The sequence below is a fragment of the Limnohabitans planktonicus II-D5 genome (genome assembly GCF_001270065.2).
Taxonomy (GTDB): Bacteria; Pseudomonadota; Gammaproteobacteria; order Burkholderiales; family Burkholderiaceae_C; genus Limnohabitans_A; species Limnohabitans_A planktonicus.
The window spans coordinates 69,698-80,925 of record NZ_LFYT02000021.1; the positions used below are offsets into that span (position 1 = coordinate 69,698).

Annotated in this window: 10 protein-coding genes; 3 read left to right on the forward strand and 7 right to left on the reverse strand. The window is 61.2% G+C overall.

Annotation, left to right across the window (positions count from 1 at the left end; genetic code table 11):
* Positions 1-92: 92 nt before the first annotated feature.
* From H663_RS35030 to H663_RS35060, 7 genes are read right to left on the reverse strand one after another with little or no spacing between them, the layout of a single operon-like run.
* The gene (locus H663_RS35030) at positions 93-1,673 is read right to left on the reverse strand and encodes a GMC family oxidoreductase (protein ID WP_053172439.1); all 1,581 of its coding nucleotides are present in this window, start codon (positions 1,671-1,673) and stop codon (positions 93-95) included.
* Positions 1,674-1,696: 23 nt separating this feature from the next.
* Complete coding sequence (locus tag H663_RS35035) at positions 1,697-2,251, reverse strand: gluconate 2-dehydrogenase subunit 3 family protein (protein ID WP_205872737.1); 555 nt, start codon at positions 2,249-2,251, stop codon at positions 1,697-1,699.
* The gene (locus H663_RS35040; protein WP_053172436.1) at positions 2,248-2,955 is read right to left on the reverse strand and encodes a lipoate--protein ligase family protein; all 708 of its coding nucleotides are present in this window, start codon (positions 2,953-2,955) and stop codon (positions 2,248-2,250) included. Before H663_RS35040 ends, H663_RS35035 begins: the two co-directional genes overlap by 4 nt.
* The gene (locus tag H663_RS35045) at positions 2,952-3,587 is read right to left on the reverse strand and encodes a dihydrolipoamide acetyltransferase family protein (RefSeq protein ID WP_053172434.1); all 636 of its coding nucleotides are present in this window, start codon (positions 3,585-3,587) and stop codon (positions 2,952-2,954) included. The genes H663_RS35040 and H663_RS35045 overlap by 4 nt, the downstream gene beginning before the upstream one ends.
* Positions 3,584-3,826, reverse strand: a complete 243-nt coding sequence (locus H663_RS35050; protein WP_053172433.1) for a lipoyl domain-containing protein — start codon at positions 3,824-3,826, stop codon at positions 3,584-3,586. Before H663_RS35050 ends, H663_RS35045 begins: the two co-directional genes overlap by 4 nt.
* Positions 3,823-4,863: an alpha-ketoacid dehydrogenase subunit beta gene (locus H663_RS35055; RefSeq protein WP_053172431.1), complete on the reverse strand. Its 1,041-nt coding sequence runs from the start codon at positions 4,861-4,863 to the stop codon at positions 3,823-3,825. Before H663_RS35055 ends, H663_RS35050 begins: the two co-directional genes overlap by 4 nt.
* A 51-nt stretch (positions 4,864-4,914) precedes the next feature.
* Positions 4,915-5,922: a thiamine pyrophosphate-dependent dehydrogenase E1 component subunit alpha gene (locus H663_RS35060; protein WP_053172429.1), complete on the reverse strand. Its 1,008-nt coding sequence runs from the start codon at positions 5,920-5,922 to the stop codon at positions 4,915-4,917.
* Between the two features lie 356 nt (positions 5,923-6,278).
* Here H663_RS35060 and H663_RS35065 point away from each other — a divergent pair, with 356 nt between their 5' ends.
* The 3 genes from H663_RS35065 (at position 6,279) to H663_RS35075 (ending at position 10,414) form a co-directional block, all read left to right on the forward strand.
* Positions 6,279-8,276 carry a sigma-54-dependent Fis family transcriptional regulator gene (locus H663_RS35065; RefSeq protein ID WP_083451219.1) on the forward strand — a complete coding sequence of 666 codons (1,998 nt, stop codon included), beginning with the start codon at positions 6,279-6,281 and terminating at the stop codon, positions 8,274-8,276.
* A gap of 190 nt (positions 8,277-8,466) precedes the next feature.
* A complete protein-coding gene (locus H663_RS35070) occupies positions 8,467-9,441 on the forward strand; it encodes a Bug family tripartite tricarboxylate transporter substrate binding protein (RefSeq protein WP_420844059.1) in 975 nt (324 codons plus the stop codon).
* A 1-nt stretch (position 9,442) separates the two neighbouring features.
* Positions 9,443-10,414, forward strand: a complete 972-nt coding sequence (locus H663_RS35075; RefSeq protein WP_053172425.1) for an alpha/beta hydrolase — start codon at positions 9,443-9,445, stop codon at positions 10,412-10,414.
* Positions 10,415-11,228 lie beyond the last annotated feature (814 nt).

Genomic DNA, 11,228 nt, shown 5'->3' on the forward strand with positions numbered 1-11,228 from the left:
TTGAGAGGGCCTGCGTGCAATCCCTGTCATTGCCCCTTTCCCGTCATCGCGAGCGAAGCGCGGTCACCCAGCTTGGCAGCGTGTGCTGCGGCTTACAGGTCCCGGCGTTTCATTGCGTTTTCAATGAAACCGGCTTGCCGAATGGCCAGGGCCACGATGGTCAGGGTCGGGTTGCAGGCACCGCTGGACGTGAATTGGCTACCGTCCGAGACAAAGAGGTTTTTGATGTCGTGTGCCTGACCGTGGCGGTTGACCACCCCGTCTCGGGCTTTTTCACTCATGCGGTTGGTGCCCATGTTGTGGCTGGCCGGGTAAGGCGGCATGTCGATCACACGCTTGGCCCCTACGGCTTCGGACAAAGCACGCCATTGCTTGAGGCCGTGGCTGGCGAGCCGATCGTCGTTGGCGGTGTAGGTCTTGGTGACGACGGGGACGGGCAGACCATATTGGTCTTTTTCCGTGGCGTGCAGCGTGATGCGGTTGTCCGCCATGGCCTGGTCTTCGCCGCACACCCAGACGCAGGTCATGTGGTCGTACAAATCGATGGCCGATGTGAAATCGCGCCCCCAGCCACCCGGTTGCATGAAGGCCGCCATGAAGGGCAGGCCCAGAGACAAGCCTTCCAAGTAGTAACCGCCATTGAAGCCGCGTGATGCGTCATGTCGTGCTTCATCGGCCACCACTGCAGCAAGGGAGGTGCCACGGTACATGTAGACCGGTTTTTCGTAAATCGACGCCGCTGCCGCTGTGGCGTGGTTCATGTAATTGCGCCCCACCTGGCCGGACGAGTTGGCCAAACCGTCACGGAACATGCTGGAGGCCGAGTTCAGCAAGAGGCGTGGCGACTCAATCGAGTTGCCTGCGACACAAACGATGCGCGCTTTCTGGAAGTGCTGCTTGCCGTTTTTGTCGGCATACAGCACGCCCGTGGCTTTGCCCTGTGCGTCATGTTCAATGCGCAAGGCCATGGACTGCGGGCGCAGCTCGACCTTGCCGGTGCCCAGGGCCTCCGGGATGTCTGCATACAGGGTGGACCATTTCGCGCCGATCTTGCAGCCTTGCATGCAAAAGCCGATTTGCTGGCAACCGGGGCGGTGCTGGTAGGCCTGCGAGTTGATGGCCATGGGGCGCACGATGTTTTTGTAGCCGATCTTGCGCGCCCCGGCAGCGATGACCTTGTAGTGGTTGTTTTCGGGCAGCATGGGCAATCCGCTGGCTGCAGAGCCCGTGACGCCCAACTTCTTTTCGGCCAGATCGTAGAAGGGTGCCATTTCAGCGTAATCCACAGGCCAATCCATCACTTGCGTGCCCGCTTGTTCGCCATAGGTGCTGCGGGTTTTGAATTCGTGCGGCTGAAAGCGCAAGGCAAGGCCAGCCCAGTGGACAGATGAACCACCGACGCCCTTGACGATCCAGGCGGGCAGGCCGGGGTAGGTCTTGGTGTGGTGCCAGCCACCGGCCGAGATGCGCTTGTCCAGCCAGGAAATTTTGTTGAACATGCCCCATTCGTCGTTGTCGATATCGGCCTGGGTGTAGTGCTTGCCTGCCTCCAGAATCACGCAGTTGATGCCTTTTTGGGCCAACTCATTGGCCAGGGTTCCGCCGCCCGCGCCGGAGCCGACGATGACCACGACGCTGTCGTCGTTGAGGCTGAATTTTTTGGGTGTTGTCATGGGTTTGTCTCCTTTAAAGTGGCTCAAAGCCAGTTGATGTCGTTGAAGCCACGGTTGACGTAACCGCCTTTTTGCCAAGATGAGCCTTCGTAGCCCAACATGGGCCAGACCTGCTTGTTGTCGTAAAGACCGGTGACCATGTCACCGCGAATTTTTTGAAAGAACGGCGACTGCTCCATGGCTTTGAGCACGCTGACGCGATCGGCTTCTTTGGGGGTTGCGGCGTAGCTGCTGCCAAAGCGGCGCTTGGCTTGCGCGTCCAGTTCTGCCACACCGTCGGTGATCATTTTTTTCAGGGCCGCGTCTTTGGCCGAGGCTTTCTCATGGGCCATCAGCGCCTGCAGGTAATAGCGGTCGGCCAGCTTGTCGTGCGGATAAATGTCGCGTGCCATGCGCAGCAGCGTGGCGCCGGTTTGGCTGCCCAGTACCTTGAACGACGCTGCGTGCAAGGCCGTGGGGGCCATGCTCAGCGCCGTGACTGGCACGACGCTCATGCCGGCGGCACCGGCGAGAAAGCTCCGGCGCTGCACTTGGGGCAGTTTGTCGAGGACACGCATGGAAGGTTTTTGAGTGCTCATAAAGTCTCCTGAGGTAAAAATGAATGGAGCGCTTCTTGCACGGCCAAAGCCAGTGCAGGAAACACATCGTGGGCCGTGACAGCGTGGCCCCCATACGCACTGACCGAAGTCGTTGCGCATTCAAGGTCCATGGCGTCTGTCAGGGGTTTGCCCATGGCGTGGCACAGCAGTGCCCAGTCGGGCGGGCTCACCAAAACACCGGCGGTCAGCAACACGCCCGTGCTTCGGCGGACCTGGGCGAGACCGACGAGTTTTCGCCCATCGGCCACGACTTCCCAGGGGGACAAGCCTGCAAAACAGGCCCAATGTGGGGGCTTGGACGCGTGCTTGGCCAGGGCTTGCGCGGGCACCCCCCAACTGTTTTGCAAGGCCGTGGCCAGGCTCTCGCCCAACCAGCGGTAGCTGCTCAAAATCCCTGAGCTGACAGCCGGGTGGTCAGGCGGCAGCATGACCGACAAGCTCAGCATCCAGGGGCCCGTCAGCACCGCGCCGCCACCGGCATGGCGCACCAGCGCGGGTATGGGGCTGTCGGGCAGTTGTGCCAAGCTGGCGCGTTGTCCACAGCCCAGCACCAAAGCAGGTTCCGTGTAGCGCCAAAAGCGCGTGATCGGCTGCGTCACCCGCGTGCTCAGTTGCTGTTCGATCCAGCGTTGTTCCTCTGCCGCAGACACCGTCAGGCAATCGACTGGCCAGTCGCGCTTCATGGCAGGACTCCTGCTTCCAGTCGCTTGCGCAAGTCGGCCAAGAACAAGGCGGCAGGGTGACCATCCACAGCGCGGTGATCGAACACCAAAGTCATGGACATCATGGGCGCAATCACGATCTGGCCGTCACGCACCACGGGGGTGTCCAGCGTGCGACCGATGCCCAAAATACCCACTTGGGGTGGATTGAGAATCGGCGTGAACCAGTCAATGCCCGTGGCGCCCAGATTCGTCACCGTGAAGCTGCCGCCCTGGTAGGCCTTGGGTGGCAAGCTTTGCTGGCGTGCCGCTGCGGCCAATTCCCGAACCTGCTGCGCCATGTCGGCCAGTGACCTGGCCGCCGCGTTGCGGATCACAGGCACAGCCAAGCCTTCTGCCAGCGCGACGGCCATGCCCAGATTCACCACGCTCTGCGGGGCGATGCCCTCGGGGGTCAGCCACGCGTTGAGCGCGGGGTGATCCCGCAAAGCGCCTGCGACCGCGCTGAGCACCTGGGGCGTGACGCCGACTTGTTGGCCCAGGCAGGCCGACATGTCGACTTCCACGGTCATGGCCACGCGAGGGGCTTGCCAGCCCAAGGTCATGTTGCGCGCAATCGCACCTCGCATGCCTTTGAGGGGAATGACGCTCATGACAGTTCGATCAGTGTGGTGCCGCGTGCGAAAGTCTCCTCGACCTGAACGCAAATGCGTTGCACGGTGCCGGCCACGGGGGCCGTGATTTCGTGACTGGACTTGACCAGAACCACGCTGCCCAGCACCTGACCTGCCGTCACCGTGTCTTGTTCTTTGACCCGCCATTCTTCCACCAGGGCTTCGGTGCCCTCATCCACGTCGGCCCACAATTCGGTGGGCAAGGTCACGGCGTTCATGCGGCCACCTTCACTTTCGGGGCCACCATCAAGGCTTGTGCCTGCTGCACGATGTTGGCCACTTGCGGGATGACGAATTGTTCCAGCGGACGGCTGTAGGGAATCGGCACATCGGGCACGGCCAAGCGCCGCACAGGCGTTTTGAGGGTGAGGATGTCCAGGTTTTCAGCCACCAGTGCGGCGATCTCGCCCGACAGACCAAAGCTCAAATAGTCTTCATCGGCCACCAGCAGACGCCCCGTCTTGCTGACCGAGGCCAAGATGGTTTCGCGGTCCAGGGGTACCACGGTGCGCAAATCCACAATCTCGGCGTCGATGCCCTGTGCGGCCAGGGTTTCGGCGGCCAGCACCGCTTTTTGCACCATCTGGCTGAGCGTGACGATCGTCACATCGCGGCCTTCGCGCACGACCTTGGCCTTGCCGAATGGGATGGTGTAAGCCTCTTGCGGCACCTCGTTGGTGCTGCCCTCCAGGTAGGACATCCAGGGCAGGCCCATGATGCCTTTGTGAAACATGAAGACCACGGGGTTGTTGTCCCTGATGGCCTGGGTCATCAAACCCTTGGCGTCATAGGCGTTGGAGGGCACCACCACCTTGAGGCCCGGCATGTGGGCAAATGTGGCGTACAGGCATTGCGAGTGCTGCGCCGCATCGTTGTAGCCGCCGCCAATGGCCGTCATCAGCACCATGGGCAGCTGGATGTTGCCACCGGCCATGTAGGTGTTCTTGGCCATGTGGTTGTAGATCATGTCCATGCACACGCCAAAAAAGTCGACAAACATCAATTCGGCAATCGGGCGCATGCCTTCTGCCGCTGCGCCGATGGCCGCGCCAATGAAGCCGGTTTCAGAGATGGGCGTGTCCATGATGCGGTCTTTGCCAAACTTGTCGAGCAGGCCGCCGGTGGCACCGAAGATGCCACCGTACTTGCCGACGTCTTCGCCGAGCACAAAGACTTCTGCGTCGCGTTCCATCTCCTGGCCAATGGCTTCGGAGATGGCTTGGGCCATGGTGAGTTTGCGGGTGGGTTGGGTCATGAAGGACTCCTGAAATGTGAGGGGGTGTGGGGTTTTCCGAGGCTGAAAAGTTCAGGCAAAGACATGCAGCAAGGCGTCTTCGGCTTCGGGGTAGGGGCTGTTGCGCGCGAAGTCGTAAGCCTCTTGAACGCGCTGGTGCACGGCCTGGCGCAATGCTGCGTCTTGGTCATCGTCCAAGGCGCCCAGGGCGCGCAGTTGCTGCGCCAGGTGCGGGATCGGATCGTTTTTGCGTAATGCGTCTGTTTCGCCTTTGGGGCGGTAGGTTTCCGGGTCACCTTGAAAGTGACCCAGGTAGCGGTCGGTCTTGACCTCGATCAGGGTTGGCCCAAGGCCTGCGCGTGCCCGCGCCACGGCTTGGCCTGCGGCTTTGAACACTTCGACGGCGTCGTTGTCTTTCACCAAAATGCCGGGCATGCCGTATGCCGCTGCACGGTCTGAATTCCAGGCCACAGAGGTCGATTCGGATTTTTCGACCGAGATGGCATACGCGTTGTCTTCGCACACAAAAATCACCGGCAAGCGCCACAGGGCAGCCAGGTTCATGGATTCATGGAAGGCGCCCTGGTTGGTGGCGCCTTCGCCAAAAAAGGCGATGGCCACCGCATCGGTGCCGCGCTTTTTGGCGGCCAGCGCTGCGCCGCAAGCCGGGGGCATGCTGGCGCCCACGATGCCGCTGCAGCTGAACTTGTGCTCCGGGTCAAACAAATGCATGTGGCCACCCTTGCCACGGCCCAGGCCCGTGGCCTTGCCAAACATCTCGGCCGTCATGGGTTTGAGGGGCACGCCCTTGGCAATGGCAAAGTGGTGCGGGCGGTGTGCACCCACCACGGTGTCGTCTTGGCGCAGATGCGCGCACACCCCGACGGCCACCGGCTCCTGGCCTGCGGCCAGGTGCATTTCTCCGGGCACGGGGCCTGAGCCGATGTCAAAGGCCAGGCCTTTTTGAATGGCGGGCGGCAGTTTGCCTTCCATATACACCTTGACCATGGTCTCTTCGTACTCACGAATTTCGACCATCGTTTCGTACATCCACCGCAATTGCTCGGTACTTGCTTGCATGCATATCTCCTAAAGTTCTGGCGCCGTGCACCGTCGAATGACGGGCATCGGACGATGAACTTTTGCAATCGCCGTGCCAGCGGGCAAAAGCCAGATTCAGCAAGGGATTGCCCTGACTGCATGGCCGCTGGCCTGTTGCAAAAGGCAGACAGCTGATGCAATGGCCGCCGTTTGAGGTGCGACAGGTGTTGCATTCACATGCAACAAATGACACCTTGGAGTCGGGTAAGCGCCAATGAATACAGAGGCATAAATGACTACGATGGACTCGTCTTGTCAACGACTACACGTAGGCATACGGCGTTTGGGGGAATCCTTCTTGCAGCGCTGGTATGGGCGTGTTCACCCCTTTCACCATGTCCTTTTCTGCTTCCGTCATCGACCAGCGCATTCGTCAGGCCCTGCAGGGCGATTCGGCCCTGGCCAATTCCTGGAAACGGTCTCTGGAGCGCTACCAGATCGACCCCGGTCTGAGCACGCCACCCAGGGTGTATTCGAGGGGGCAGCTCAAGGACTACCAAACGCCGTTGGAAGACTTGATGCACACCGCGCGCGAGGGCATGAATCAACTCTCGCGCCAAGTGCGGGATGCCGGTTATGTGGTGTTGCTGACCGATCCACAAGGCGTGACGGTGGACTTTGTGAACAACGAGGCCCACGACAAAGAGCTGCGACATGCGGGTCTTTACGTGGGGGCTTGCTGGTCAGAGGAGGTGGAAGGCACTTGCGCGGTGGGCGTGTGTTCGATTGAACGCGCACCCATCACCGTGCACCACGATGAGCACTTTCGCTCGCCCAACACCACCTTGACCTGCAGCTCTGCCCCGGTGTTTGGGCCTGGGGGGGATTTGCTGGCCGTTCTGGATGCATCGGCGCTGTATTCACCGCACGACAAGCGCAGCCAACACCTGGTGCTGCAAATGGTGTCGCAAACGGCCCGAATGGTCGAGGACGCTTATTTTTTGCGCCAGCATCGCCACCACTGCGTCTTGTACCTGAGCGAAAGTCGGGCCTTGCTGGATGTGCAGGTCAGCCTCTTGATGGCCTTGGACGAGAGCGGACGGGTCATGGCCGCCAACAGCCGGGCGCGTCAGTGCTTGGGGGCGCATCCGGACCATCCACTGGCGCAAGCGCTGACGTGCATGGGGGCAGACATCAGCCATGTATTGGGCCTGGACATGCCCGCGCTGGTCACGCAGGCGCACCGGGCCAAAGGTGACGCCTTCGAAGTGCGCCATGTGGCCAGTGCGCGGCGCTACTTTGCCAAACTCACGCATCCGACGCAGCCGCGTGTGACCCGGGTCTTGGCAGACCATGCCCAGGTCGCCTCGGTGGGCACGGACCTGCAAGCTTTGCATGTGCTGGCCGGTACGGACCCCTTGATGATGTCTAACGTGCTCAAGGCCGGTCGGGTGATGAACAAGGGCATTTCGGTCTTGTTGCATGGGGAGACCGGCACCGGCAAGGAAATGTTTGCGCAAGCCATGCACCAGTGCAGCGCCCGCAAAGACCAAGCCTTTGTCGCCCTCAATTGCGCAGCCATTCCCGAAAGCCTCATTGAGAGTGAGTTGTTTGGCTATGCGGATGGTGCCTTCACCGGGGCACGCACCAAAGGGGTCAAGGGCAAGATCCAGCAAGCCGATGGCGGCACTTTGTTTCTGGATGAAATTGGCGACATGCCACTGGCTTTGCAGACCCGCTTGTTGCGCGTTCTGGCGGAAGGTGAAGTCATGCCCTTGGGCGCAGAGGTGTCGGCCAAAGTGGATGTGCAGGTCATTTGCGCCTCGCACCGCAAGCTGCTGTCCATGGTGGACGAGGGACACTTCCGGCAGGACTTGTATTTTCGTTTGAGTGGCATCGTGATCGAGTTGCCGGCTTTGCGCGAACGCCAGGATTTGGGCGCACTGATTGAACAGGTCTTGCACGCGCAAACGCGCGCACAGTCCAGGGTGTTCATTCCCACCATCACGCCAGAGGCCTGCGATTTGTTGAAGCACTATGCATGGCCTGGCAATATCCGCGAGTTGAAAAACGTGTTGCGAACGGCGGTGGCCTTGTGTGAACGCAATCTGATCGAGCCCAGGCATTTGCCTCGCGAGTTGCAGTGCGGTGCGGGCGTGCCTTTGTTGCCGCCCCGCTTGGCCTCGGGGGAGCCGCTGGCGTCTTGCGCAGCCCTGTCCAGCCAGACAGCGTCGTCCATGCCAGAGTCAGCCCTGCCCGAAAAGAGCGCCCAACTCCTGGCGCATTTGCGCCAAGAGCGCTGGAATGTTTCGGAAGTGGCACGCCAACTGGGCGTCAGCCGCTCCACCATTTACCGACGCATGGCGCGCGAAGGCATCAGTGCGCCGATCTGAGGAGGATCAAGCCGCGCGTTGCGCAAGCTGGACATCTTCAGTTGGCCTGAGGGTTCAACCTCAGACAAACCCTTGGTGTGGGGGTGTTTCGGCGCTTGGGTGACAGGGGCTTGAAGCGATGATGTCATCATGCAGGACTCACGTTTTTAAGGAGACTCGCATGATTTCAAAATTGAACCGCCGACACATCATGGGTGGTGTTGCGGCCGCTGCCTTGCTGGCAACTTCGTCCATGGCCTGGGCGCAAACCGCCTGGCCCAACAAACCCGTCAAGATCGTGGTGCCCTTCGCACCCGGCGGCACCACCGACATCCTGGCCCGCGCCATCGCACCTGATTTGAGCAAAGCTTTTGGCCAGCAATTCGTCATCGAAAACAAGGGCGGCGCAGGCGGCAACCTGGGGGCCGAACAAGTGGCCAAGTCGGCAGGCGACGGCTACACCCTGCTCATGGGCACGGTGGGCACACACGGCATCAACCGGGCCCTGTACGCCAAGCTGCCTTATGACCCCTTCAAGGATTTCGCGCCCATCACGCTGGTCGCGGGTGTGCCCAACGTGATGGTGGTCAATGCCGAGAAAGCCGCGGCCAACAAGATCAACAACGTCAAGGATTTCATTCAGTACGCCAAAGCCAACCCCGGCAAGCTGAACATGGCCTCGAGTGGCAACGGTACCTCCATTCATCTGGCGGGCGAGTTGTTCAAGAGCCAAACCGGCATTTTCATGGCGCACATTCCTTACCGGGGGTCTGGTCCCGCGCTGCTGGATTTGTCGGGCGGCAACATGGACGTGATGTTTGACAACTTGCCCTCAGCCATTCCGCTGATCAAAGGCGGCAAGCTCAAAGCCCTGGCCGTGACCAGCGCTCAGCGCTCGGCCGCCATGCCCGAGCTGCCCACCATCGAAGAAGCCGCCGGTCTCAAGGGCTTTGAGGCCAGCAGCTGGTTTGGCTTGCTGGCCCCTGCAGGCACGCCTGCCGATGTGGTCAACCGCATCCAGCAAGAAGTTGCCAAGTCATTGGCCAGCCCCGCGCTGAAAGAACGCCTGGCCACCTTGGGGGCGATCCCCAGCGGCAACACGCCCGCACAATTTGCCGCGCTGATTGACGCCGAGCACAAGAAGTGGGCCGAAGTGGTCAAGGCCTCTGGCGCCAAGGTGGACTGATATGGCCTGGTTTGATGGCTTCGAGCGGCAAACGCTCACGGTGGCGGGCTTGCCGGTGTGCTTTCGGCAATCGGCCGATTGGGCCGCGCAAGCGCACCTGCCCGTGCTGGTGTTGCTGCACGGCTTTCCGCAAACCCATGTCATGTGGCACCGCGTCGCGCAAAACTTGCGCGGCCGTTACCGCCTGGTCATGCCCGACTTGCGTGGCTATGGCGATTCGTCGCATGCGGTGGGCGACGCCGAGCACTTGCACTACAGCAAGCGCGCCATGGCGCAAGAGGTGGTGGGCCTGCTCGACGCCCTGGGTGTGGGCGACTTCTTTTTGTGCGGTCACGACCGGGGCGGGCGCGTGGCGCATCGGCTGGCGCTGGACCATGCCCAGCGCGTCAAGAAGTTGTGTGTGATCGACATCGCGCCGACGTTTGACATGTACAGCGGTCTGTGGGGCAAAACCCCGGAGGTCTCCGGCCCCGTGGCTGACCCGTACTTTGCGTTTGCACAGGCCTACTACCACTGGTTCCACCTGACGCAGCCCGCGCCCCTGCCCGAATTCATGATCGGCGGCAACCCCAAGGCTTATCTGCACGCCAAGCTCGGCGGCTGGGGCAGTCAGGGTTTGGCATACATTGAAGCCGAAGCCTTGGCCGAATACGAACGCGCTTTTTGCAACCCGGCGCTCAACGACAAGGGCTGGTCTGCCGCCATTCACAGCGCGGCCGAAGACTACCGCGCCAGTGCAGGCATCGACCTGGAGCACGACCGTGAAAGCCGCGCGCGGGGTGACCAAATCGCTTGCGACACGCTGGTCTTGTGGGGCAGTCGGGGTGTGGTCAACCGCATGTTCAAGCCGCTTGAGCTGTGGCAGGCGCAATGCGCGGGCCATGTGAGCGGGCAGGTCATGCCTTCGGGCCACTTCATTCCCGAAGAACTGCCCGAAGGCACCAGCAACGCGCTGGCCAAGTGGATGGTTTGACCTGACCTGCTCCAGAGGCCGTCCCTTGACGCCTCAAGCGCAGGGGCGCTTGGCTTCATTGATTCGGCACGCTGAAGTTTGAAATGTGTGAGAAATGTCATCTCGTAGGTCGGGACTCTCAGAGTCCGACATGTGCCCGAACAAGCACATGCCCATGTCAGGGCGGTACGGGCACATCACGCAAACGTCGGGGTCTTCGACCACCGACCTACCAAGTACCGGAATCTCGTAGGTCGGCACTCGCAGAGTCCGACATTTGCCCGAACAAGCACATGCCCATGTCAGGGCGGTACGGGCAAATCACGCAAACGTCGGGGTCTTCGACCACCGACCTGCCAATCACCGCCATCTTGTAGGTCGGCACTCGCAGAGTCCGACATTTGCCCGAACAAGCACATGCCCATGTCAGGGCGGTACGGGCAAATCACGCAAACGTCGGGGTCTTCGACCACCGACCTACTCATCACCGCCATCTCGTAGGTCGGCACTCGCAGAGTCCGACATGTGCCCGAACAAGCACATGCCCCTGTCAGGGCGGTACGGGCAAATCACGCAAACGTCGGGGTCTTCGACCACCGACCTACTCATCACCGCCATCTCGTAGGTCGGCACTCGCAGAGTCCGACATTTACCCGAACAAGCACATGCCCATGTCAGGGCGGTACGGGCAAATCACGCAAACGTCGGGGTCTTCGACCACCGACCTGCCAATCACCGTCATCTCGTAGGTCGGCACTCGCAGAGTCCGACATGTGCCCGAACAAGCACATGCCCATGTCAGGGCGGTACGGGCAAATCACGCAAACGTCGGGGG

Excerpts from the sequence above, each read along its gene's own strand:
- H663_RS35030 (WP_053172439.1), bottom strand. The coding sequence starts at position 1,673 with ATGACAACACCCAAAAAATTCAGCCTCAACGACGACAGCGTCGTGGTC.
- H663_RS35040 (WP_053172436.1), bottom strand. The coding sequence starts at position 2,955 with ATGAAGCGCGACTGGCCAGTCGATTGCCTGACGGTGTCTGCGGCAGAG.
- H663_RS35050 (WP_053172433.1), bottom strand. The coding sequence starts at position 3,826 with ATGAACGCCGTGACCTTGCCCACCGAATTGTGGGCCGACGTGGATGAG.
- H663_RS35045 (WP_053172434.1), bottom strand. The coding sequence starts at position 3,587 with ATGAGCGTCATTCCCCTCAAAGGCATGCGAGGTGCGATTGCGCGCAAC.
- H663_RS35035 (WP_205872737.1), bottom strand. The coding sequence starts at position 2,251 with ATGAGCACTCAAAAACCTTCCATGCGTGTCCTCGACAAACTGCCCCAA.
- H663_RS35070 (WP_420844059.1), top strand. The coding sequence starts at position 8,467 with ATGGGTGGTGTTGCGGCCGCTGCCTTGCTGGCAACTTCGTCCATGGCC.
- H663_RS35060 (WP_053172429.1), bottom strand. The coding sequence starts at position 5,922 with ATGCAAGCAAGTACCGAGCAATTGCGGTGGATGTACGAAACGATGGTC.
- H663_RS35065 (WP_083451219.1), top strand. The coding sequence starts at position 6,279 with ATGTCCTTTTCTGCTTCCGTCATCGACCAGCGCATTCGTCAGGCCCTG.
- H663_RS35055 (WP_053172431.1), bottom strand. The coding sequence starts at position 4,863 with ATGACCCAACCCACCCGCAAACTCACCATGGCCCAAGCCATCTCCGAA.
- H663_RS35075 (WP_053172425.1), top strand. The coding sequence starts at position 9,443 with ATGGCCTGGTTTGATGGCTTCGAGCGGCAAACGCTCACGGTGGCGGGC.